Below are 22,368 nucleotides of genomic sequence, written 5' to 3'. Positions count from 1 at the left end.
ATTATGAAAAACCTGGTTACAGCATTCCTTTTATTTGTTAGCAGCGCATGCTTTGCGCAAACCGGCGCTTTGGGCATATTTGACGGGCACAAGGATGTTGGCAACCCCAAACTTGCAGGCTCATCAACCTATAATAAGGCCACAAAAACTTATACGCTACGGGGCGCGGGTTATAACATCTGGTTTGCAAGGGACGAGTTTCAATACCTGTACAAAAACATAAAAGGCGATTTTACCGTAACGGCCAACTTCGCTTTTGTGGGCGACAAAGGCAACAATCACCGTAAAATTGGCTGGATGATAAGGCAATCCACCGATGAAAAAAGCATCCACCTAAGCGCGGTTCAGCATGGTGACGGGCTGGCGGCAATGCAATGGCGCGTTAACACCGGCGAGGATATGAAAGACCCCGAAGGCGAGATATTTTTCCCTGAGAAGAAGGTTTTTGGCGTGATCCAATTAAAACGAGTTGGCAAAAAACTGATCATGAGCGTTGGCGACGCGGGCGGCCCGCTAAAAGTTGTAGGCGAACATACCATGGATAACATGCCTGACGAAGCGCTGGTAGGCCTGTTCATCTGCTCGCATGACCCGGACTCGATAGAGGAAGCAAAGGTTTGGAATGTGGATATAAGTAAGTAGTTGCTACTTTATAATGATATAATCCCCTTTAATTATTTAAAGGGGATTTTTTGTGCCGATATTTTTGCAATGGGTTTGAAACATTATCCTCAAAAAAAATAAAATAAATTTGCGCAACCGAATGATTGCATTTATATTTGCAACCAAACGATTGCAAATTATATATGAGACGAGATGTATTCCAGGCCATTGCCGACCCTACCCGCAGGGCTATATTGAGCTTGCTTGCCCTGCATGCCATGACCCCAAACGCGGTTGCCGAACATTTTGACAGCAGCAGGCAGGCTATATCCAAACATATCAAGATCCTCACCGAATGCCAATTGGTAAGCCAAAAACAAACCGGCCGCGAGATACATTACCATTTTAACCCCGAAACCATGAAAGAAGTAGACATATGGATGGAACAGTTCCGCAAGCAGTGGAATAGCCGCTTTAGCCAGTTAGATGAAATATTGAAAAACCAAAACAACAAATAGTTATGATAAACCACGAAGCTGTATTTACAAAAGACATAGCAAACAAAAAGCTAAACGTAGTAAGAAGTTTTAACGCGGGCCTTACGCAGGTATGGCAGGCATGGACAAATGCCGAGATACTTGACCAATGGTGGGCGCCAAGGCCATACAAAGCCATAACCAAAAGCATGGATTTTACCGTAGGTGGCCAATGGCTCTATTCGATGAAAGGCCCAGAGGGCGACGAACATTTTTGCAGGGTTGATTACAAATCCATCGACCCGCAAAAAAGCATCAGCGCCGCAAGTATGTTTTGCGATGAGAATGGAAATGTAAACCCCAATTTCCCGGTAATGTGCTGGAAGCAGGACTTTAGTGAGGCAAACGGCGTTGCTACGGTTAACGTTGAAATAACCTTTGATAAAATCGAGGACATGGAAACCATTATTAAAATGGGCTTCGAGGGTGGCTTTAACATGGGCTTAAACAACCTTGATGAGTACCTGGCCGGTAAATAATCATAATAAAGGGCGTTAAGCAACCAATGCTTAAAGTCTTTTATATTATTTAGCAGAAAGCGCCTTTATCCTATCCGCAGCATTCTTATTCCCGCTGTTTAGGGCTAATGATCTTTTGTAGCTCGCCAAAGCGGCTGTGTTATCTTCCAGCATTTCCTGTATCTCGCCCAGGCTGTCGTAAGCGTTGGCGCTTTGCGGGTACAGCGATGTATTCAGTTTAAAAATGGCAAGGGCATCTTTAGCTTTTTTCTGGCTAATGAGTTGGTAACCCCAGGCGTTCAGTTCGTTCTCGTTGAAATTAAGCGTGGCGTCCTTCTTTTTTAAGCCGGCGGCAGCAGCATCCGCTTTATCAAAGCCTTGTTTTAAAAGGGCAAGCCTTAATTGTTTTAACGCCGGTGATAAGCCAAAGCCATTGGCCTCGTGCATTTCGGGGATGTAATAGCCCGCAATTTCGTCTATCATCCGTTCGGGGTTCGAGCCCATCAGGTTGGTAAGGACCACTATCGAAAGGTCATCCTTCAGGTAAACAAATAAACCCGACCTGCCGCCGCCAACCGGGCCTACAGCAGGGTGCTCTGCCCGTGTTACTGTAGGCCAGCCAAGCGCGTATCCGTTAGTAAGCGCGTTAAAGCCGCCTATTTTGCCATTGTTTAAAATAGCCGGAGACCAAAGTGCATCCAAACTGCTTTTTTGTTTCAGCAACTTTCCTGCTTTAAGCGCTATGATCCAGTTAGCCATGTCGCCTGCGGTTGATAAGATCCCCGCGGCCGTTCTGAAAAATACCGGGAACTGGATATAGGCGATACCAGGCTTGCTGTTGCGCACAAAATTATTGCCTACCTGCCTGGTCATGGTGTAAGCCCCGGCATAATTAGGGATCACATCGTACGAATCGCCATAGCGGGTCAGTTTCATCCCGGCGGCTTTAAACTGGTTATCTTCAATAAATTTAGTAAAATGCACGCCGCTAAGTTTGGTAATGATCTTACCCAGGATAACGTACCCCGTTTGGTTATAACTGAATTTTTCGCCCGGCTTATACGCTACCGGTAACGCGGTTACCAGCTTCCATGCTTCGGCTTCATCGTTATGGCCCAATACCTGTTCTTCAGCGTCGAGGATATCCGGCAAGCCGGATGTATGCGTAAGTACCTGCTGCAGGGTAATGTTACGCCAGGCGGTGGGCAGGCTATCTATGTACATCGAAACAGGGTCGGATATTTTCAGCTTCCCTTGTTCGGCCAGTTGCATTACGGCTACGCCTACAAATGCCTTTGTAATGGAGTTGATGTTGAACAGGCTTTGATCTGTTGCCGGGATATTGTATTCTAAGTTCGCGGTGCCATAAGTGCTAAGCTTAACGATAGCGCCGTTCCTGATAACGGCTATCTGCAAAGCAGGGATGCTGCGCTGCTGCATTTTAGCTTTTATAAATACATTTATACTATCTGATGCGGATGTTTGCGCGAGTGATATGGCCGGAAGCGCGATGATAAGTGCGAAAAACGCGATCGCGATATTTTTGTGTTTCATGGTTTGGTAATTGTATCAGTAAGATAGGTGCCAGGCAGTGAATGTTACAGCTCACCAGGCATAAAGTTAAAAGCCTTTCCGGATAGTAAGGAAAGGCTTTTAATTCAGCAGGTTAAAATTTACTTCGCGACCTGCTGCGGCCCTCCTCTATAAAAGCCTTTATTTCGTTTACATCGCTTTTAGAGAAGCCGTGCGCCTCTACCTTGTTACCGCTGTGGTAAAACCTGATAGTAGAATAGCCAATTAAGGGCGTATCTATCTCTACCGCCGATATGCTGTCGTACGCGATAGTTGTGGTATCGCCGCTGAACAGGCCGGGAATCTTTATAGTGATGCCGCTCTCTTCGGTGATGATCTCTGCCGGGAAGATCTTATTCCCTTCCGACAGGCGTGATGCTACGTATTTCATGTTATGGGGTTTTAAAGCTATAATACGGCGCAATATATAACATTAGTATGCTTATGCACTATTTACTTATTTGATATGAACCGTTTAAAGGCAAGGCTGTCGCCTTTAAAAACATCAAAATCAACCGTGTGGCCTATACCGTTTACGTGGCCGGTTTCCGAGTGCTGCCAAAACTTCCAGTTGGTACCAGCGCTTACGCTTAACTTGTCGCGGTTGTAATGGGCTATCCACAAGGGATAATCATCAAAATATCCTGCAAGGTAATCGCGGTAAAAGCTGATGCCGGTGTAAATAATCGGCGTTTCGCCGGTCTTATTTTCTACGTATCGCAAAAAGTCCTTCAGTTCTTTACGCATGGCGGCAGGGGTTTTGCCATCCAGCCGCTCTACATCGGCCACAGGGGGCAAGCCTCCACTTTCGAGGGATGAATTCTGGATAAAGAAACGCGCCTGCCACAGCCCGCTCTTTTTGGGGCGGAAGAAATGATATGCCCCGCAGGCAATGCCCGCTTCTTTGGCCTCTTTCCAGTTACGTTTAAAGTAGGGGTCAGCGGTTAGCAAACCTTCTGTTGCTTTGATGAACGCGAAACGGATACGTACGCCATCTTCTTCCATTCTACTTACCCTTTCCCAGTTTATTTTGCCCTGCGCGTACGATACATCAATGCCGTGCACTTCGTAATTGGATGGGATCTTGATACCAAAACTTTTGTAGGTGCGATAGTTAGGATCCTGGCCAATGTCCCTTATCCACCGCCAGGTGTACGATGCTGTTTTAATAATGTATGGATAGTAAAACGGCGATAACAACAGCAAAGCAACAACCGCTATCAAATAATATTTCAGGCGCGACGGGGCTTTGGAGTTCTTCTTCCTACCGGTGGTTTTCCGTTTAACAGTCGAGATAGCTTTCTTCTTTACAGGCACGCCCAAAAGTAAGAAAATTGAAGATGCGGGTTGAGGTTATTCCAAACAAACCTGCGGGCCGTCTTGTTCCTGATACATGAGCAAGCAGCACAAAACCACTCCAAATGAACCCGAAGAAATGCCGGTTAAAAAGGAACAGCCCGAAATAAAGCAGCCCCATGATCCCAAAACAACCGAGATACCTGAAGAAAGCCCCGATGAATTTCCGGATGAGGTGCCGCCGGAGGAAGGAAAGTAAGTTCTTGGTACCTATTCAACATCCTCATCACCTATATTCCGCGGATGAGAAGCCTCTATCTTATCGGCCAGCAAATGCAGTATATCTTCGGCTATGTGGCCGGGGTTTTGGCATATGTGCAAAAGATGGTGCGTGTCCGGCTCAATACTGGCTACATAAACACCATTTTCAAACACCCGATACTTACAGCTACCATCCTTATGATGTGGGTATTCCCCAATTTCGAACCGATGCGTTTTGGTATCTTTTGTAATTGCTACTTGATAACTTTCCATATGTTTATAACTATCCAAAAAAACAATTGTTTAGAATTTAAAGCGGGCACGGGTTTTGTATTATCCTGAACATGAACAGTATATAAAAGAGTAAAGCCATGATGACCTCGGATAAATTTAACGCTTTAGGATATCTTGAAAAAACAGAAGCTGTTTTAAAAGGTACTTTTTTGGCCGACAGGCTTAACGATCGCCATTACATCAGGCTTTACAACCTCGATAGCTTTTATGTAGAAGTTTTTTTTGACGACCACAGTCACATCATCACCCATTTCCGCGCTTTTGAGCATACCCTTTTTGTGCTGCCTTATTTGGACGACCTGCAAATTGCTGTATAAACATAGCATACACAGCAGCCGGTCAGGCAAATTCAAATTAATTCATAAACCGTTTAAACTCCGCAACTACAGCTTTTGCAATCACCGCGCTGCCTTTATCTGAAGGGTGCAAGCCGTCAAATGTCAGGTTAATGGCCTCTGTTGGATACGGGTACTCGTCAGTAGCCGGGTTAAAGAGAATGGTTGTTGACAGGGGATATTTATAATTGGTATATGCACCAGTTATGGGGTCTTTCAGCCTTTTAAACTTTACCATGTTTTTAATGGTAAGCGCTTTGTTGTGGTAAAGATCAACAACGGCGATGTGCGCGGAGTTGCCTATAGCTTTTATAGCCTCTGCAACAGCTTCCAGCGATTGGCCGTTTAAAGGCTTGTACGAGCCGTACGCGTTGTTCTTCGGATCGTTTATGTAAACAAAATCGGCGCGTTGCATAGGGGTTATCAGCAGGATCTTTGCTTCGGGGTTCAGGTTATGCAGTTTATTGATGATGATACGAAATGAGCCGTATATAGTTGTGTTGCCGGTACTGTTTTTATAATCATCCAACGTGCCAACCGGCCTGCCCTGCCACCAATCGTTTGTTCCTAAAAACACCGAATAGATATCTGCCTTTACTAAGCCTAATTTCTCGATGTTATCAGCAATGCCACCTGATGTCCAGCCGTTATACCCTTTGTTAATGTAGTGCACGTTGGGCATTTGTTCGGTTACCTGTGTTAAATAGCCGCGGGTAAGCCTGTTGGCGGTCTCGTCCTTATGGTCGTTTAAATAGGTGATCGAATCGCCAATGGCAACCCATGTGGTTTCCTTGTCCTTAAATGAACTGAATGTGTAAACGGCTATAAAAAAGATGAGTGATGTTTTAAATAATTTCATTGGTGATGTTGTTAATAACTGACACTCCAAGTTGTGCCTTGTAATTATAACAGATAAACCTTAATTAATCAAAAAGCCTCAAGATCTTTCGGCTTAAGGCTAATTGATAAATCCGTTACAGGCACACGTTTTAAAACTTGCCTATCCCGTCGTATACTTTGTCGTTTGTCTTTAAAAAGCTTGCCGCCTCTTTTTCAAGGTTATCCTGGTTGTCTTTAAATATCTTATACACTTGCCTGTAATCGGCATACTGGTCTTTTAAAGATTGCGTTTTTTTCGGGTTATTGTTATCGGTATCCTTTTCCTGGGAAACACTAACATCCAATGCGTTAAAATCATTAACACGTTTACGGCTGTTTAAATCTGCTATATGCCCGGCTTCCGGCAAAACACCGATAGCCGGCTCGTGTGGTGTACGCCATGCATCTACAACATAAGGAACACCTTTAACTAATACTGTTACAAATACGTGGTCTTTGATGAAGCCCAGGGTTGCCTTCAGGATGTTAGCAGGGTCGTTTTGCCTGATCAGTCCATAAGCGATGGAAGCATAATCTTTACATACCCCTGCCATCTGTATAATTTGTTCTTCTTCCGAATGTGCGTTTAATGCCCGCGCCTGCTTACTAACTATCATCATAATGCGCTCTACTATAGCCGGATGGACGTAGTTTGAATCTATCAGCAAGCCACGGCTTTTCATTAATGATGAAAACGTTTTGACCAGGTGCTGCTGGCATAGGTACATATCGTTTGTTAATCTACTTACCTGTGGGTGTTCTTCGATCCTGTTGATGGCTACAGGAATAATTTGCCGGGTTTTGGCCACAACTGTATAAAGGAAATGCAGCTGCTCTTCTTTTGAGTTACCGATGCTTACCTGCCAGGCGTTTGCATCTTCCCTTTGAATTTCCTCTTCAATAGCTGCTGAGCTATCAGCGCCCCCTGCCTGGCAATGCTTTTTTACCAGTGCAACAAGCGCCGCATCGTGGTTATATGTTCCTTTTTCGTATTCTTCAAATATAGCCTGCTTGTTTTCTTCAGATAATTCAGCATAACGTTTGTCAACGCTTTCCAGTAACGATTTTATTTCGGCCGGATCTTCGGTATCTTCCGTCCCCCAGTCATTAACATCTATTTCTACCCTTTGAACCGGTTTGGATTGCACAGATCCTAAATTTGCAGAATTACCTACTACTTGCTTGGAAGGAACGCTTAAGCCTAAATTTAATGCCTTTCCGCCCATCAAATCGGCTTCTTTTTCTAAACCTGTATTATCGTTTATATCAACTTTACCTTTTAATTGTGTTGTAGGCTTTACCCTGCCCTGCTTCTGCTGCACTACATGCCAGGCTTCGTGCGGTAAATGTTTTTCCTGGCCGGGGCCAATGTGTATATCTGTACCCTGGGCGTAAGCCAGCGCCTTAAGCTGCGCCGGTTTTGATGAATTGTAATGAACCTTCACATCGCTCATCGAATAACCCGAAAAGTTTTCTATCCCGCTTTTAAGGCCGTCGGGCAATCCTGTATTATCAGCCTTTTTTTGAATGGGGGGCGGGTTTGCTTGTATATTTGTTGTACCGGGGATATTGTTGGCGGCTTCCCGCATTTTTCGCTGTGCAACAGCAGCCGGGCGGTTATCTGCCAGCTGAAACGAAAACTGACCGCTACTCTGCTTTTGAGAAGCATTGCCGGCCTTTGACAGGCCATCGCTTTTTTGTGTTTTGCCGGTATAGGTATTCATAATGCCTTATGTTATTATAACATAATTGTAACCGGCTATGAAATTACACATTGGATTATTAAACAGCAAATTATCAGCGAATTATATCGGGGAAATAGCGCGATAATTTATAAGGACAGGAGATCGTTACAGGAATAAAAGGTATTAAACAAAAAAAGACACCCTAAAGTATCTTTTTTTTGTGATCCCATCAGGATTCGAACCTGAGACCTACAGATTAGAAATCTGTTGCTCTATCCAGCTGAGCTATAGGACCATCGCTTTGAATAATCGTAATGATTTTTTCGCGGTGCAAATATGCGTATTTTGGTTGAAAACGACAATAGCCCACGGGCAAAATCGTATGCAGGTTTTGCGCGGCCATACTTGTTCAACCAGGTTAAAATGATGTTAAAATATATTTAACCGCACAAAAAACAGCACCCATTAATAATTGTTAAAATATTACATATAATTGCATTCAATTATAAACCGGTGTTAATTAATTAACATAGCATTTTATATGTAAAACAGACAAATATTATTTTATGGTTTAACTTTTTAATTGTGCCTTTTGCTAAAATTTATTTTTTGGTAAAAAAGTTAAAATTTACACACATATACTGAGTTTTAACTTGTTCGGCACTACATTTTTACTTTTTAAAATTAAGAAGTGTTTTTTTTACAATAAGTTAATCATACTTTTAACCCAATTTTTTTTTAAAACTTATTTTATGATCATAATTGCTGACGGTGGCTCCACCAAAACAAACTGGTGTTTAGTTACCGAAGATGGTAAAAAGGTGTATTTTAACACCGAGGGCTACAATCCTTATTTTTCGGGCACTGATTACATTATTCAATCGTTAAAGGAAAGCCTGCCTACCGATCTTGAGAAGGATAACATTACCGAGGTTAATTACTACGGCGCCGGCTGTTCTACTCCCGAGATGCGTAAGATTGTTGAGGATGCCATGAAGGCGGTTTTTACAAAATCAAAGGTTTACATCGGCCACGATCTGCTTGCTGCCGCACGTGCCCTGCTGGGTAATAACGAAGGCTTTGCCGCCATATTAGGTACAGGTACCAATACTTGTTTATATGATGGCAAAGAGGTGATTAACAACATCGATTCGGGCGCTTATATCCTGGGTGATGAGGGAAGTGGCTGCCACATTGGTAAAAAATTACTGGTTGATTACCTGCGCGGTTACATGCCCGAAGCGGTACGTAAGAATTTTTGGGAAACCTTTAAACTTACGCCCGATGATATCAACGAGATTGTTTACACCCAGCCGCGTGCAAACCGTTTTTGCGCAAGCTTCAGCAAATTTGTTTACGATAACATTGTGAACATCGAATATTCGCGCAACCTGGTACGTACCTCGTTCGAGGATTTCTTCCGCAACCTGGTTACCCATTACCCCGATTATCAAAAATATACTTTTAACTGCATAGGCTCGGTAGGTTACAATTTCCGTAACGTGCTTGAGGAAGTTTGTACCGAAAACGGCATGACCGTTGGTAACATCATCCGCTCGCCTATAGATAACCTGGTTAAATACCACTTAGATTTGGCGCCAAGCCAATTGTAGGTTTTAGAGATTCAAGAAGTCAAGATATAAGAATCAAGATTTTTCAAATAAAAGAAGCCCTGTCGGTATCGACAGGGCTTCTTTTATGAACTATATTTTATTTTCAGTCTTGATTCCTGATTCTTAATTTCCTGACTCTCTCCCTACTTATCCAGGTTCAAGTCGTTCTGGAAAATTTTGGTGTATTTGCGGCGGTCAAACTTGTATAATTTGGCGGCGCGGTACGATACGCCTTTTTGCTTCTCGTCAAGTTCTTTCAGGAAACCGTAGCTCAGCATCTTCTTACGGAAATTACGTTTATCCAGCTTTTTGTTCAGCACGGCTTCGTATAACGATTGCAGTTGGGTGAGCGTAAACTTCTCGGGCAGCAGCTCAAACGCGATAGGCTGATAGTTTAGCCTGCGGCGGATCTTGTTAAAGCCAGTTTCAAAAATTTCGCTGTGGTCAAATGCCAGCTTAGGCAAATCGTTCACCGGGTGCCAAAAGGCGTTTTTAGCGTATTGGGTTACCGGCTTAACCTCTTTTTGCCCGTTTATACGTATCAGCGCATAGTAGGCAACCGTTATTACACGCCCCTGAGGGTGCCGGTTAACTTCGCCAAAGGTGTGAAACTGCTGCATGTGCAGATCGCGAAGGCCGGTAAGTTCGTATAAGATACGCTCGGCGGCATCGTCAATGCTCTCGTCCTGCTCAACAATGTATCCCGGTAAGGCCAGCCAGTCTTTAAAGGGCTCTTCATTACGTTCTATAAGTAATATTTTCAGTTCTCCGGCTTCAAAACCAAATATGACACAGTCTATAGAAAAAACTGAGTTAAATGTAGGTAACTTTACTTCCAAGGGATTGGGCTTTTAGGTTAATTGTTTTTAAAGATATATCCTTAATTTTTAATGTAAAAATAATATAAATAAATTTAATGGTGTAAATTTGACACACTATATTCGCACCTACAAATTTACTTGTGTAAAGATGCATAAAATTTCAAAAATAGCAGTTCTTACTTCAGGCGGTGATGCCCCCGGCATGAACCCCTGTATAAGGGCTGTAGTACGTACCGCTATATATAATAACCTGGAAGTTGTGGGAATACGCCAGGGATACCAGGGGCTTATCGACAATAACATGTACGATATGAACACCCGCTCGGTAAGTAATATCTTAAATTTTGGCGGCACCATATTAAAAACTGCCCGGTGCCTTCCCTTCCGTACGGATGAGGGGATGGAACTGGCTTACCAAAACGCTAAAGCAGCAGGCATTGATGGCATTGTAGTTATTGGCGGCGATGGTACCTTTACCGGCGCCCTGCGTTTTTCAAAAAAATATCCTGATATAGCCGTTATTGGCGTACCGGGCACTATTGATAACGACCTGTACGGATCTACCTACACCTTAGGCTTTGATACTGCTACCAATACAGTAATTGAGGCTATTGATAAGATCCGCGATACGGCCGATGCGCACGACCGCTTGTTCTTTATCGAAGTAATGGGCCGCGACTCGGGTGCTATTGCCCTTAGGGCAGGCATCTCATGCGGAGCAGAAGCTATTTTACTGCCCGAACGTGATACAGCTATTGATAAACTGATAGAGAACCTAAAAGCCGGCCAGTACAATAAAAAATCGTCGAGCATTGTAATTGTGGCCGAAGGCGACAAAAGCGGCGGCGCTTATGACCTTGCCGAAGCCGTTAGAAAACAGGTGAAGTTTTACGATATAAAAGTTACTATATTAGGCCACTTGCAACGGGGGGGTAGCCCGTCGGCATTTGACAGGATCTTAGGCAGCCGTTTAGGCTATGCCGCTGTTAACGCCATGATAGATGGCAAAACACAAATGATGGTTGGGCTTGAAGCCAACCACATAAAATTAACAAGCCTTGAAGAGGCGCTAACCCAGCATCAGTTTAAGTTAGAAGCCGACCTGATGCAGATGGCAGACATATTATCAATTTAATGATTGCAGTTGTTTACAGTGGATCAAATAACGCCGGCTGGCGATTAGCCGATAAGGGACGAACGGTTGCCTCGTTCAATACCGCCGCTATTAATCCCTATTTTAACGATGAAAAATACATCGTACACCTGCTCAACAAAAACATAAACCTTATACACCACGCCGAAGAAATAAAACGTATTTACTTTTTTGGCGCGGGGGCATCGTCTGATGAGCTGAAACAGATTGTACAAAACGCTTTCGCGGCATTTTTTAAATTTGCCAAAATTACCGTTGGGCACGATATTGAGGCTGCTGCCATTGCCTGCTGCCGTAACACGCCGGGCATTGTAAGCATTTGCGGCAGTGGCAGCAATGCCGCCTGGTACGATGGTAAAAAGGTAAAACCAAATAACTATGGTTTAGGTTACATATTGGCCGACGAAGGATCGGGCAACTGGCTGGGAAGGCAGCTTATAAAAGGTTTTATGAACGAGACCCTGCCCGTAAACATCCGCAAAAAGTTTGTACAGCGCTATGATGCCGACCGTAAAACCCTGCTGGAAAAAGTTTATCGCCAAAAACAGCCTGCATTGTTCTTAAGCTCGTTCGCCGATTTTTACCTGGAGAATAAACAGGATGCTTATATAAAAAATGTTGTTACCACCGGCTTTGGCAAACTTATACAAACTTACCTGGTGCCCCTGCACAAGCAGTACCCCGAAGCACCCATACATTTTGCAGGCACCGTAGCAGCCAACTTTCAGGAATACCTGTATGAGGCTGCTGAGGGCACAGAAATTAAGATAACTGATATTATTAAAGAACCCATAAACCATTTATTGACGTATTATTCAAATAAAAATTAGAAAAATCATGAAAATAGGAATCAACGGCTTTGGCCGTATCGGTCGCTTAGCTTTTAGGGCCGCAATTGAAAGAGAAGGTGTTGAAGTTGTTGGTATCAACGATTTAGTTGAGCCCGACTACATGGCTTACATGTTAAAATACGATTCAACCCACGGCCCTTTCAAAGGTACTATCGCTGTAGAAGGCGGCCATTTGGTTGTAAACGGTAAAACTATCCGTGTTACTGCCGAAAAAGACCCTGCAAACCTTAAATGGAATGAAGTTGGTGCCGAAGTTATTATCGAATCCACAGGTTTATTTTTAACATTAGATACCGCACAAAAACATATTGATGCCGGCGCTAAAAAAGTGGTTATGAGCGCCCCTGCAAAGGATGATACCCCTACTTTTGTAATGGGTGTAAACCACAAGCTGTTAAAAGCTGATCAAAATATCGTTTCAAACGCGTCATGTACTACCAACTGTTTAGCGCCTATAGCTAAAGTATTGGATGATAAATTTGGTATCGAAGAAGGTTTGATGACTACCGTACACGCGGTTACTGCTACTCAAAAAACAGTTGACGGCCCATCGGCTAAAGACTGGAGAGGCGGCCGTGGTGCTTACCAGAACATCATCCCTTCATCAACTGGTGCTGCTAAAGCGGTTGGTTTAGTATTACCTCAGTTAAAAGGTAAATTAACAGGTATGTCGTTCCGTGTTCCGGTTGCCGATGTTTCTGTTGTTGACCTGGTTGTGCGTTTAAAAAACTCTGCTACTTACGAGGATATTAAATCTGCCATGAAAGAAGCATCAGAAGGCGAACTGAAAGGCATTTTAGGTTACACCGAAGATGAGGTTGTATCTGAAGACTTTAAAGGAGATGCACGCACATCTATTTTTGATGCAAAAGCAGGTATCGCACTTAACGACAAATTTGTTAAGGTGGTATCATGGTACGATAACGAGTGGGGCTACTCAAACAAACTGATAGACCTTGTTCAGGAAATTGGCAAACTGTAAGTTAGCTTATCGCCCAAATAAAAAAACCTCCGGGAATTAATTCCCGGAGGTTTTTTTTATGAAACCGGATTAGCATCACTCGGTTTTAAGGCTTTTAACCGGGTTCATTAAAGCTGCCTTAACGGTTAGTAACGATACGGTTGCGAAAGCGATAATAAATACCACTATAAACGGGATAATAAATAACACCCAATTTATACTAAGCCTAAACGCATAGGTTTGCAGCCATTTGTTTATTGCATACCATGCCAACGGTGCCGACACGATAAATGCAACAACTACCAGTATAGCAAAATCTTTATACAGCAATTGCAAAATGCTGTTTACGCTTGCGCCCAATACCTTCCTGATACCAATTTCCTTAGTACGCTGAACAATGGTGTATGATACAAGCCCGAACAAACCCAAACAGGCAACCAATATGGCAATAAAAGTAAATATCCCAAACACCTGCCCAAAGCGTTGATCGGCCTGGTATTGCTTGTTAAAATGCTGATCAAGAAAAAAGTAATCGAACTGGTCGTTAGGGAAATACGTTTTCCAGTAGTTCTTTAGCAGCGCTACTGTTTGCGGGATATTGGCAGCGTTTATCTTAACCGAAAAGTTACTGCGCAGATCTGGAATGCAGCGAAATATCAATGCATCATAGCCATCGCGTAACGATTGCTGATGAAAATTTTCTACCACCCCTACAATGGTATAGGTTTTACCCCAAAAATCTATTTGTTTACCAACAGCCTGCTCTGGTTTAGTAAAACCCATTTGATCAATAGCTTTTGAATTAAATACTACCGCAGCAGTATCTGTACCAAATTCGCTCGAAAACTTACGCCCTGCAAGTAGCTTTACATCGTAAAACTTCAAGTAATCGTAATCGCCACCAATAACACGGTATTGTTTGCCCTGGGAATCATCGGCGCCATGGGGTTTAATACCCCCGGCATTCCATGGTACGGCTTCGCCCGGGACACTGGTCGAAACTGTTACACCTTTTATTTGCGAATTGGTTAATATATCAGCCTTAAATGACGTCATATTGCGGTAGAACGAATCAATTTTAGCGATTGGCGGCTTTATTACTATGGTTTGATCGATATTAACACCCAGGTTTTGTTTTTGCATGTACTGGATCTGCCGGTATACTGTTAACGAACCTATCAATAAGAAAATTGACGCTGCAAACTGAAAAACTACCATCCCCTTGCGCAAAATAACACCGCGCGGCGACGCTGATAATTTACCTTTCATTACTTCTACAGGCTTAAAAGATGAGAGCACTATAGCCGGGTAAAATCCTGATAGGAAAGAGCCTGCTAAAAATATACCTGCTACAGTTATCCAAAAACCGGCATTTAAAAACAAACTGAAATTTACGTGTAAACCTGATATACTTCCAAAAGTTGGCAAAAATATGGCTATGAGTATAAAAGCCAATAGTAACGATAAAAGGTTAAGCAACCCTGCTTCCAGCATAAACTGCATGATAAGTTGCTTTTTTGCCGATCCTAATGTCTTGCGCACGCCTACCTCTTTAGCCCGCCCAATCCCTTTGGCTGTAGCTAAGTTTATATAGTTGATCCAGGCAATAATAATAACAAATATGGCTATTCCCAAAAGCAGGTAAACGGAGTTACCATCGCCATTGGGTTGCAGTTCGAACATAAGGTTAGAGTATAGGTGAATGCTTTCTACCGGTTGCAAGGTATATACCCCTCCTTCGCCTGCACTTTTGTAAGGCTCATAAGCCTTTTTAACAATGGGTATGAACTTCGCCTCTAATGCCCTGGGGTTAACGCCCGGTTTAAGCAACAGGTAAGTTGTGCACCCATCGTTCATCCACCTGTCATCAATACCCGGAGCGTAAATTTTGGATAACGTTGCCCACGATTGCAAAAAATCCATTTTCATATGGGTGTTCTCGGGCATGTCTTTCATTACACCCGTAACTTTCATCCCCTTATCATTATAAATTTTGATGCTTTGCCCAACGGGATCCTGATCATTAAATAGCTTTTTCGCTATACTTTCTGATATAACTACGGTATTGGGTTCGGCCAGGGCGGTTTTAACATCTCCTTTAATTAATTGGTACGAAAAGATGTTAAAGAAAGAACTGCCTACAAAATAGTTATTTGCAACGGTCATTTTCTGGTCCTTATAGCTGAGTAAGATATCCCCGGCGGGCGATATTTTCACAACATCTTCTATTTCGGGTAGATCTTTTTTAAACACTGTACCCGGCGCAAAAGCCCCTCCGGCCCATCTTGTGCTTAATTTTCCGTTATTATACCGGTCTTGGTTGATGCGATAAATACGTTCTTTCTTTGCCTGGAAATTATCAAAACTAAGTTCAAATTTAACGTACTGTAAAATTAACAGGCATGCAGCCATACCAATGGCCAGCCCGGTAATATTAATAAACGAAAATGCTTTGTTTTTAGTAAGATTGCGAAAAGCGACCAACAGGTAATTTTTAAACATAAGTAAGGGATTTTAATTACCTGAACCATTTACATGCCTATGATATAAATAGTTAATAATCAATAATTTAGTTGTTTTATAAATACAATTGTGTTCGGTTATGATACAATTGTTGTGCGTTTACGAACAGGTTATAAATTGCCGGCTGGCACATTTCCCCCGTGTATCATAGTATAGTGTTCCATCTGCAAAACATTCTCTCCTGTTTTAAACTTAATATAACACCTATGAAAGATATCATCAACCGCTTCAAGATCAGCAACACAAAAAGTTTCTCGTTAGATAAATACGACACCGGCGACACGGCCGGTTACGAGAAGGAAACCGCGGAAGAATTACTTGCCGATCTTATAAAAGACATCGCTAAATTGCAAACAGAATTATACGCGGCAAACCGTCAATCGCTGCTCATCATCTTCCAGGCGATGGATGCCGCGGGTAAGGACAGCGCTATCGCGCACACCATGTCGGGTTTAAACCCGCAAGGCTGCCAGGTGTATAGTTTTAAACAGCCCACCAGTGAAGATTATGAGCACGATTTTTTATGGCGGCACTATAAAGCCCTGCCCGAACGCGGCCGCATCGGCATCCATAACCGGTCGCATTACGAGAACGTGCTGGTTACCAAAGTACACCCCGAGTTTATCCTGAAGGAAAACATCCCCGGTATCGGCAAAGTAAAAGACATCAGCAAAAAGTTTTGGGACCAGCGTTATGAAAGTATCCGCGATTTTGAAAAACACCTCAGTGCAAACGGCACGGTCGTTATCAAATTCTTCCTGCATCTCTCAAAAGACGAGCAGAAGAAACGCTTTTTAAAACGAATTGCCGACCCGGACAAAAACTGGAAATTCGCATCCGGCGATATTAAAGAACGCGCTTTGTGGAACGACTATATGAAAGCCTACCAAACCGCCATTAAAGAAACCAGCACCGCCGATAGCCCATGGTATGTGGTGCCCGCCGATAAGAAATGGTTTACCAGGATAGCAATATCTACCATTATCCTGCAAATATTAAAGGGTATGAAGTTAGAATACCCTGTTTTACCAAAAGAGGAAATGGAAAAGTTGGATGAAACGAAAAGGATTTTGGAGGAGGAGTGAAAACCTCAATAACATATCATTACGAGCATAGAGCGGCAATCTTAGCGTATCCGCTTGTCCACTGAAATTGCTACGTCGCTACCGCTCCTCTCAAATAACATCATTGAAGATTTGTCATCCTGATCCGTTAGCCAACGAAGTGGATCTGTTAGCGAACTTTGCAATCGCCCACACCATATCGCGAATAGATGCTTCACTGCGTTCAGCATGACAAGTGGTTCCCTACATCAACTCCCCGTCATTCTTTACATGCCAGGTTTTATAGGCCATGTAATAAAGCAGCAAGGTTGGTATCACATAAAAAAGCGCGCCGCTGCGGTTATAATCCGGGTAAGCCGATATAATGCTGTAAACCAATAAGGCCAAGGCAACTGTGCCCCCTACCAAATACAAATAGAAAAACTTACCGGCCATAATTATTTGCTTTTTGTTTTTTTCTTTACGGCTTTGCCGGATACTTTTTTGAATATAGCCGCGCCTAATGGTGGTGTGGTAACGGTCATGGAGTTATCCCTTCCATGCCAGCCGGTATCGTCCGTGCTAATCGGGTCGAAGTTGATCAGGCCGCTTCCCCAGAATTTTTTACTATCCGAGTTGAATATTTCCTGCCATTGGCCGGCAGCCGGCATACCTATGCGGTAATTGGCATGCACAACCGGTGTCATGTTCAGCACAACCACCAGGTCGTTTTCCCGGTCAATTCCCTTACGGGTAAAAACAATAACAGAATCCTCCAGGTTACCGGCATCTATCCATTCAAACCCCGTCCAGTCAAACGCTTTTTCATATAGGGCAGGTTCAGATCTGTAAAGGGCGTTAATAGCTTTAACCGCTTCTTTGATACCATTGTGGCTATCGTACTGCAGCAGGTGCCAGTCTAACGATTTTTCAAAGCTCCATTCGGCGCTCTGGCCAAACTCGCTGCCCATGAACAACAGTTTTGTACCCGGATGGGTAAACATAAAGCTGTATAACAAGCGCAGGTTGGCAAACTTTTGCCATTCGTCGCCGGGCATTTTGTTCAGCATCGATCCTTTCCCATACACCACCTCATCGTGCGAGAATGGCAGCATAAAGTTTTCGGTGAAGGCATACACCATGCTAAAGGTTAGCTGGTTTTGGTGGTATTTACGATGGATAGGGTCATGCGCGAAATAATCGAGCGTATCGTGCATCCAGCCCATCATCCATTTCATACCAAAACCTAAGCCACCTGTATAAACAGGGCGACTAACACCTGAAAATGAGGTTGACTCCTCGGCGATGGTTTGCACATCGGGGAAGTTGCTGTAAACGGTAGCATTAAACTCTTTCAGGAAGGATATGGCTTCCAGGTTCTCGTTACCGCCAAATACGTTTGGTTCCCATTCGCCGTGGTTACGCGAATAATCCAGGTAAAGCATGGATGCAACAGCATCAACACGCAGGCCATCAATGTGGTACCGCTCTAACCAAAACAATGCGTTGCTTATTAAAAAGGCACGCACCTCGTTACGGTCGTAATTAAATATGTATGATTTCCAATCAGGGTGAAAGCCTTTGCGCAGATCTTCATGCTCATAAAGGTGCGTACCGTCAAAATTGTACAGTCCATGCGCATCGCCGGGGAAGTGCGAAGGCACCCAATCCAGTATTACGCCTATGCCTGCCCTGTGGAATTGCTCTACCAGGTACATCAAATCCTGCGGGGTACCGTAACGGCACGATGCCGCGAAGAAACCGGTGATCTGGTAGCCCCAGCTGGGATAGTACGGGTGCTCCATTAATGGCATAAATTCTACATGCGTAAAGCCCATTTCCTTTACATAAGGCACCAATGTTTCGGCCAGTTGGCGGTAGCTTAAAAACTCTTCCGGGCTTTCGGGGCTGCGCGCCCACGATCCCAGGTGCATTTCGTAAACCGAGTAGGGCTTATCTAAAGCGGTGTACTGGTGGCGGTCGGCCATCCATTGTTTATCGTCCCACTCGTAAAAAGTATCGGCAACTATGGAAGCAGTACGCGGGGGCAATTCCCAGCGTAAAGCAAACGGGTCGCTTTTCTCCAGGTCTTCGCCGGTAGATGCTTTGATAAAATATTTATAGGTTTCGCCAACACCGACGTTCGGGATAAATCCTTCCCAGATGCCGGATGCATCCCATCGGTAATTCAGCGAATGCGAGCCTTTGTTCCAGCCGTTAAAGTTGCCGATAACCGCTACATATTGCGCGTTTGGTGCCCATACGGCAAAGTAAGTACCCACTACGCCTTTATGTTCTACCACGTGCGAGCCCAGCTTTTCGTAAAGCTTAAAGTGCTTGCCCGATTTAAACAGGTCGATATCAAAATCGGTGAAGCGGCTGTATGGTTCAACGGTTTTCAGTTCGTTATTCTCGATAATTTCAAGTGGCTTGGATTTTTTAGACGCAGCCGGCGTTTTTTTGGCGACCACAGGCTTTTTAACCTTGGTTTCTTTAGATACAGATATCCCTTCAGCTTCGGGCCAGGTCTCTTTTGCCGCAGCTTTTGGCTTGGTTGCTTTATTTGCCTTGATAGGTTTCGATTCCGTTAGTTCAGCATCTGATTTTAAAGTTTTCTTTGCCATAGTTACGATAGCACCTGCGCGCTTAGGTTAGTTGGTTAGCCGGAACCGCGGTTCCTGTATCAAATATATCATTATTGAACATACAATAATGGCAGATGTTTATATAAAAGCGATTTAACCTGCGGGTTTTAAGTTTAACCACAAAGCACACAAATAAAAAACCACAAAGTGCACAAAGTTTAGCACTTACAATCTTCGTGACCTTTGTGCAAAAAACTTAGCGCTCTTTGTGGTTGAAATATCTACAGACCTACTTAAATATCTCTATCTGCTTAAAATTCTTACTGAACTTAAACTCATAGGTTTTATCGGGGTTCGAGCTGATGATGCCTATTTCCTTGCCATCGGCAACAACCTTTGCAGGTTTAAACGGAAGGCCGTTTATTTTAAAATGATAGCCTTCATAGCGTGGGGTGTACAAGCCTTCCATGCTTTGTTTGATGGTTAGCTTAGCGGCATCGCCGTTCACCACAAATTTCTTTTCGAGGTAGATGTCCTGCTCGTAGGCAAAAGTTTCGCCGTAATCTTCAAACAGGAACGAGTTCACCTCGTAATCGCTGTAGTAAATATTAAGCTTCACTTCTTCAATTTCCTTTTCGCCGGTGTACTGCATTACCGGGTATTCGGGGATCACCGAACCCGCTTTGATAAATATCGGCATAATATCCAAAGGCGTTGGCACAACAACTTCTTTACCACCCTCAACCATCTCCAGCGTCCAGAAATCGTACCAGGTACCTTTTGGCAGGTAAACCTTGCGGCTTTTTTGGCCGGGTTCCAGAACCGGGCATATCAGGATCTTGTCGCCGTAAGTAAACTCGTCCTGGCGGAAATGGTTCGAAATTTCTTCCTGCTCGTGCATTACCAGCGGCCTTAATATCGGAAAACCGTAACGGTGATGCTCCCAAAATGCCGAGTACAGGTAAGGGATCAGCCTATAACGCAGTTCGATAAATTTACGGTTGATGGAAGTATATGGCTCGCCAAAGCTCCATGGCTCGCGTTCCTTGGTATCACCTGCCGAGTGCGCGCGCATAAACGGCGAAAACGTACCCATTTGGATCCAGCGGGTAAAGAGTTCGCCATCGGGCTCGCCGCTAAAACCGCCAATATCTGTACCGCAAAAGGAAATGCCCGAAACCGAAAGCCTTTGCAACTGGATGTTACCCAATTTTAAGTGCTCCCACGATGCCACGTTATCACCCGTCCAAACGGATGAGTAGCGCTGCACGCCCGAGTAACCCGCGCGGGTAATGGTGAACGGGCGCTTGTTTTTCATTTGCTTGCGCAAACCTTCGTACGTGGCACGTACCATTTGCATACCGTAAACGTTATGCGCCTTGCGGTGCGACCCGCGGTAGCCATCGTACTGGTGGCGCACATCATCCGGGAAGGTACCCGAACCAAACACGGCAGGCTCGTTCATATCATTCCAAACTCCGGCTACGCCTGTTTCAACCAGTTCGTCGAACAGATCGCCCCACCAGGCACGGACCTCGGGATTGGTAAAATCGGGGAACTGGCAGCGGCCGGGCCAAACATGGCCTTCCATAAAGTAATCGTCGCAGCGGCGGCAGAAATATTTTTTCTCCTTACCCTCTTTAAACACCGAGTAGTTATCATCCACGCGGATTCCCGGGTCAATGATCACCACGGTTTTAAACCCGTTGGCAGCCAGGTCGGCTATCATTTTTTTAGGGTTAGGGAAATATTTAGGGCTCCATGTAAAACAGCGGTAGCCATCCATGTAGTCGATATCCAGGTAAATACCATCGCAGGGGATCTGGTTCTTACGGAAACCGTTGGCTATAACCCTCACCTTATTTTCGGGGTAATAGCTCCAGCGGCATTGGTGATAGCCCAACGCCCAAAGCGGCGGCATAGGGTGCGTACCGGTTAGCAGGTGGTAATTTTTCACCACGTCCATCATATGCGGCCCGTGGATGTAATAATATTGCAGCTCGCCGCCATCCGCCCAAAAACTTGTTTTGGTAGCATCTTCTGATCCAAAATCAAAATGCGCCTTAAAGGTATTGTCAAAGAAAATACCATGGGCTATATTATCGCTTACGCTGATATAGAACGGAATGGAGCGGTAAAGCGGGTCCTGGTTAAAACCGAACGAGTAAGCATCGGTATTCCAGTTTTTTAAACGTTTACCACGCAGGTTAAATTCGGTAGCCTTATCGCCAAGCCCAAAAAAGCTCTCCTGCTGTTCGCAGGTTTTAGTGCAATACACGTAGTAGCCGCCAAACTGGGTATTCTCTTCCCAGTGCATGGGTACCGCATCGGCGCTGGTTACGTGGTCGTCCTTATCCGAAAACGAGATGAAAAAATCCTGCTTGCGGATGTGGCAGTTTACAGCCGGGGTTGATACGCGAAACTCCAGTTCGTTCTCTGACAAGGTAAACTCAACGTGCGCATGTGGCAATTCGGGCACAGCGTACGAAAACTCTTCCAGGAATACGCTGTGCGGCGCAAGGCGTACACGGATAATTTCGTTGGTGACTATTAAAACCTCAACCCTGGCATCGCCATCTGTAAAGAATATCTTATTGCCTGCTTGTTCTGCGTGGTTAGGTGTGCCCAGGTACTTTTTTACAATGGGCTTTATGCCATCGGCGGGGTTATTTAGGTGGTGGAACTCTTCATCTTCCAGTATCATGTCCTCTACCTGGAGCAGTCTGGCCGTTATCAGCTCCGGGTTTGGATCGGGTATATTTTCTGCCATGTTTAAATCAAATTCGAGATGCTTTTTAAGCCTGGGCTAATAAAGCAAGGGGTATTGTATGTGCTAATTTATGTTAACAGCTAATAAACGATTATTTCCGCTATTTTTCAAGCTATAATTAAGCCATTT

Annotated in this window: 21 protein-coding genes and 1 tRNA gene; 10 read left to right on the top strand and 12 right to left on the bottom strand. The window is 44.1% G+C overall.

The features are described 5' to 3' along the window. Positions 1 to 3: 3 nt before the first annotated feature. The 3 genes from EWM62_RS04995 (at position 4) to EWM62_RS04985 (ending at position 1,618) form a co-directional block, all read left to right on the top strand. Positions 4 to 642: a hypothetical protein gene (locus EWM62_RS04995; protein ID WP_129875558.1), complete on the top strand. Its 639-nt coding sequence runs from the start codon at positions 4 to 6 to the stop codon at positions 640 to 642. A gap of 164 nt (positions 643 to 806) precedes the next feature. Beyond that, positions 807 to 1,121: an ArsR/SmtB family transcription factor gene (locus tag EWM62_RS04990; RefSeq protein ID WP_129875557.1), complete on the top strand. Its 315-nt coding sequence runs from the start codon at positions 807 to 809 to the stop codon at positions 1,119 to 1,121. A 2-nt stretch (positions 1,122 to 1,123) separates the two neighbouring features. Next, positions 1,124 to 1,618 (top strand): SRPBCC family protein, encoded by a 495-nt coding sequence (locus EWM62_RS04985; protein WP_129875556.1) that lies wholly within the window; start codon positions 1,124 to 1,126, stop codon positions 1,616 to 1,618. Positions 1,619 to 1,663: 45 nt separating this feature from the next. Here the strand turns inward: EWM62_RS04985 and EWM62_RS04980 are convergent, their stop codons facing one another. The 3 genes from EWM62_RS04980 to EWM62_RS04970 all read right to left on the bottom strand — a co-directional run bounded on the left by EWM62_RS04980 (position 1,664) and on the right by EWM62_RS04970 (position 4,486). Then, entirely contained in the window at positions 1,664 to 3,151 is a 1,488-nt protein-coding gene (locus tag EWM62_RS04980) for a serine hydrolase domain-containing protein (protein WP_129875555.1), read from the bottom strand. A 112-nt stretch (positions 3,152 to 3,263) separates the two neighbouring features. Beyond that, positions 3,264 to 3,560 (bottom strand): PH domain-containing protein, encoded by a 297-nt coding sequence (locus EWM62_RS04975; RefSeq protein ID WP_129875554.1) that lies wholly within the window; start codon positions 3,558 to 3,560, stop codon positions 3,264 to 3,266. A gap of 62 nt (positions 3,561 to 3,622) precedes the next feature. Next, positions 3,623 to 4,486 carry a glycoside hydrolase family 25 protein gene (locus EWM62_RS04970; RefSeq protein ID WP_129875553.1) on the bottom strand — a complete coding sequence of 288 codons (864 nt, stop codon included), beginning with the start codon at positions 4,484 to 4,486 and terminating at the stop codon, positions 3,623 to 3,625. Positions 4,487 to 4,562: 76 nt separating this feature from the next. On the opposite strand from EWM62_RS04970, the gene EWM62_RS19225 reads away from it, so the two are divergent. Continuing rightward, entirely contained in the window at positions 4,563 to 4,724 is a 162-nt protein-coding gene (locus EWM62_RS19225; protein WP_162499779.1) for a hypothetical protein, read from the top strand. An 11-nt stretch (positions 4,725 to 4,735) separates the two neighbouring features. Here EWM62_RS19225 and EWM62_RS04965 read toward each other — a convergent pair whose 3' ends face one another. Continuing rightward, complete coding sequence (locus EWM62_RS04965) at positions 4,736 to 4,999, bottom strand: hypothetical protein (RefSeq protein WP_129875552.1); 264 nt, start codon at positions 4,997 to 4,999, stop codon at positions 4,736 to 4,738. 98 nt (positions 5,000 to 5,097) lie between these two features. Between EWM62_RS04965 and EWM62_RS04960 the strand changes: the two genes are divergently transcribed. Continuing rightward, positions 5,098 to 5,337, top strand: coding sequence for a hypothetical protein (locus EWM62_RS04960; protein ID WP_129875551.1), 240 nt, complete (start codon positions 5,098 to 5,100; stop codon positions 5,335 to 5,337). A 37-nt stretch (positions 5,338 to 5,374) separates the two neighbouring features. Here the strand turns inward: EWM62_RS04960 and EWM62_RS04955 are convergent, their stop codons facing one another. The 3 genes from EWM62_RS04955 to EWM62_RS04945 form a co-directional block, all read right to left on the bottom strand. Then, a complete protein-coding gene (locus EWM62_RS04955; protein ID WP_129875550.1) occupies positions 5,375 to 6,214 on the bottom strand; it encodes an SGNH/GDSL hydrolase family protein in 840 nt (279 codons plus the stop codon). A gap of 130 nt (positions 6,215 to 6,344) precedes the next feature. Next, positions 6,345 to 7,958 carry an eCIS core domain-containing protein gene (locus EWM62_RS19460; protein ID WP_203234991.1) on the bottom strand — a complete coding sequence of 538 codons (1,614 nt, stop codon included), beginning with the start codon at positions 7,956 to 7,958 and terminating at the stop codon, positions 6,345 to 6,347. A 182-nt stretch (positions 7,959 to 8,140) separates the two neighbouring features. After that, a tRNA-Arg gene (locus EWM62_RS04945) sits at positions 8,141 to 8,214 on the bottom strand. 457 nt (positions 8,215 to 8,671) lie between these two features. On the opposite strand from EWM62_RS04945, the gene EWM62_RS04940 reads away from it, so the two are divergent. Next, a complete protein-coding gene (locus EWM62_RS04940; RefSeq protein WP_129875549.1) occupies positions 8,672 to 9,532 on the top strand; it encodes an N-acetylglucosamine kinase in 861 nt (286 codons plus the stop codon). A 143-nt stretch (positions 9,533 to 9,675) separates the two neighbouring features. Here the strand turns inward: EWM62_RS04940 and EWM62_RS04935 are convergent, their stop codons facing one another. Continuing rightward, positions 9,676 to 10,371, bottom strand: a complete 696-nt coding sequence (locus tag EWM62_RS04935; protein WP_129875548.1) for an NUDIX hydrolase — start codon at positions 10,369 to 10,371, stop codon at positions 9,676 to 9,678. A gap of 130 nt (positions 10,372 to 10,501) precedes the next feature. Here EWM62_RS04935 and pfkA point away from each other — a divergent pair, with 130 nt between their 5' ends. The 3 genes from pfkA to gap are packed head-to-tail and all read left to right on the top strand — an operon-like array spanning position 10,502 to position 13,339. Then, positions 10,502 to 11,488: a 6-phosphofructokinase gene (pfkA, locus tag EWM62_RS04930; protein ID WP_129875547.1), complete on the top strand. Its 987-nt coding sequence runs from the start codon at positions 10,502 to 10,504 to the stop codon at positions 11,486 to 11,488. After that, the gene (locus EWM62_RS04925; protein WP_129875546.1) at positions 11,488 to 12,336 is read left to right on the top strand and encodes a hypothetical protein; all 849 of its coding nucleotides are present in this window, start codon (positions 11,488 to 11,490) and stop codon (positions 12,334 to 12,336) included. Before pfkA ends, EWM62_RS04925 begins: the two co-directional genes overlap by 1 nt. Before the next feature lie 7 nt (positions 12,337 to 12,343). Beyond that, a complete protein-coding gene (gene gap, locus EWM62_RS04920; RefSeq protein ID WP_129875545.1) occupies positions 12,344 to 13,339 on the top strand; it encodes a type I glyceraldehyde-3-phosphate dehydrogenase in 996 nt (331 codons plus the stop codon). Positions 13,340 to 13,414: 75 nt separating this feature from the next. Here gap and EWM62_RS04915 read toward each other — a convergent pair whose 3' ends face one another. Next, positions 13,415 to 15,820 carry an ABC transporter permease gene (locus EWM62_RS04915; protein ID WP_129875544.1) on the bottom strand — a complete coding sequence of 802 codons (2,406 nt, stop codon included), beginning with the start codon at positions 15,818 to 15,820 and terminating at the stop codon, positions 13,415 to 13,417. Between the two features lie 227 nt (positions 15,821 to 16,047). On the opposite strand from EWM62_RS04915, the gene EWM62_RS04910 reads away from it, so the two are divergent. Next, positions 16,048 to 16,926 carry a polyphosphate kinase 2 family protein gene (locus EWM62_RS04910; RefSeq protein WP_129875543.1) on the top strand — a complete coding sequence of 293 codons (879 nt, stop codon included), beginning with the start codon at positions 16,048 to 16,050 and terminating at the stop codon, positions 16,924 to 16,926. A gap of 222 nt (positions 16,927 to 17,148) precedes the next feature. Here EWM62_RS04910 and EWM62_RS04905 read toward each other — a convergent pair whose 3' ends face one another. The 3 genes from EWM62_RS04905 to EWM62_RS04895 all read right to left on the bottom strand — a co-directional run bounded on the left by EWM62_RS04905 (position 17,149) and on the right by EWM62_RS04895 (position 22,173). Then, a complete protein-coding gene (locus EWM62_RS04905; RefSeq protein ID WP_129875542.1) occupies positions 17,149 to 17,340 on the bottom strand; it encodes a hypothetical protein in 192 nt (63 codons plus the stop codon). A gap of 2 nt (positions 17,341 to 17,342) precedes the next feature. After that, the gene (glgB, locus tag EWM62_RS04900) at positions 17,343 to 19,508 is read right to left on the bottom strand and encodes a 1,4-alpha-glucan branching protein GlgB (protein ID WP_129875541.1); all 2,166 of its coding nucleotides are present in this window, start codon (positions 19,506 to 19,508) and stop codon (positions 17,343 to 17,345) included. A 250-nt stretch (positions 19,509 to 19,758) separates the two neighbouring features. Then, positions 19,759 to 22,173, bottom strand: coding sequence for a glycoside hydrolase family 31 protein (locus tag EWM62_RS04895; protein ID WP_129875978.1), 2,415 nt, complete (start codon positions 22,171 to 22,173; stop codon positions 19,759 to 19,761). Positions 22,174 to 22,368 lie beyond the last annotated feature (195 nt).

This window comes from Mucilaginibacter terrigena (assembly GCF_004168255.1).
GTDB classification, from domain to species: domain Bacteria; phylum Bacteroidota; class Bacteroidia; order Sphingobacteriales; family Sphingobacteriaceae; genus Mucilaginibacter; species Mucilaginibacter terrigena.
This window is presented reverse-complemented; position numbering and strand designations above follow the sequence as displayed.

Excerpts from the sequence above, each read along its gene's own strand:
- EWM62_RS04995 (WP_129875558.1), top strand. The coding sequence starts at position 4 with ATGAAAAACCTGGTTACAGCATTCCTTTTATTTGTTAGCAGCGCATGC.
- EWM62_RS04990 (WP_129875557.1), top strand. The coding sequence starts at position 807 with ATGAGACGAGATGTATTCCAGGCCATTGCCGACCCTACCCGCAGGGCT.
- EWM62_RS04985 (WP_129875556.1), top strand. The coding sequence starts at position 1,124 with ATGATAAACCACGAAGCTGTATTTACAAAAGACATAGCAAACAAAAAG.
- EWM62_RS04980 (WP_129875555.1), bottom strand. The coding sequence starts at position 3,151 with ATGAAACACAAAAATATCGCGATCGCGTTTTTCGCACTTATCATCGCG.
- EWM62_RS04975 (WP_129875554.1), bottom strand. The coding sequence starts at position 3,560 with ATGAAATACGTAGCATCACGCCTGTCGGAAGGGAATAAGATCTTCCCG.
- EWM62_RS19225 (WP_162499779.1), top strand. The coding sequence starts at position 4,563 with ATGAGCAAGCAGCACAAAACCACTCCAAATGAACCCGAAGAAATGCCG.
- EWM62_RS04965 (WP_129875552.1), bottom strand. The coding sequence starts at position 4,999 with ATGGAAAGTTATCAAGTAGCAATTACAAAAGATACCAAAACGCATCGG.
- EWM62_RS04960 (WP_129875551.1), top strand. The coding sequence starts at position 5,098 with ATGATGACCTCGGATAAATTTAACGCTTTAGGATATCTTGAAAAAACA.
- EWM62_RS04955 (WP_129875550.1), bottom strand. The coding sequence starts at position 6,214 with ATGAAATTATTTAAAACATCACTCATCTTTTTTATAGCCGTTTACACA.
- EWM62_RS19460 (WP_203234991.1), bottom strand. The coding sequence starts at position 7,958 with ATGAATACCTATACCGGCAAAACACAAAAAAGCGATGGCCTGTCAAAG.
- EWM62_RS04940 (WP_129875549.1), top strand. The coding sequence starts at position 8,672 with ATGATCATAATTGCTGACGGTGGCTCCACCAAAACAAACTGGTGTTTA.
- pfkA (WP_129875547.1), top strand. The coding sequence starts at position 10,502 with ATGCATAAAATTTCAAAAATAGCAGTTCTTACTTCAGGCGGTGATGCC.
- EWM62_RS04925 (WP_129875546.1), top strand. The coding sequence starts at position 11,488 with ATGATTGCAGTTGTTTACAGTGGATCAAATAACGCCGGCTGGCGATTA.
- gap (WP_129875545.1), top strand. The coding sequence starts at position 12,344 with ATGAAAATAGGAATCAACGGCTTTGGCCGTATCGGTCGCTTAGCTTTT.
- EWM62_RS04915 (WP_129875544.1), bottom strand. The coding sequence starts at position 15,820 with ATGTTTAAAAATTACCTGTTGGTCGCTTTTCGCAATCTTACTAAAAAC.
- EWM62_RS04910 (WP_129875543.1), top strand. The coding sequence starts at position 16,048 with ATGAAAGATATCATCAACCGCTTCAAGATCAGCAACACAAAAAGTTTC.
- EWM62_RS04905 (WP_129875542.1), bottom strand. The coding sequence starts at position 17,340 with ATGGCCGGTAAGTTTTTCTATTTGTATTTGGTAGGGGGCACAGTTGCC.
- glgB (WP_129875541.1), bottom strand. The coding sequence starts at position 19,508 with ATGGCAAAGAAAACTTTAAAATCAGATGCTGAACTAACGGAATCGAAA.
- EWM62_RS04895 (WP_129875978.1), bottom strand. The coding sequence starts at position 22,173 with ATGATACTGGAAGATGAAGAGTTCCACCACCTAAATAACCCCGCCGAT.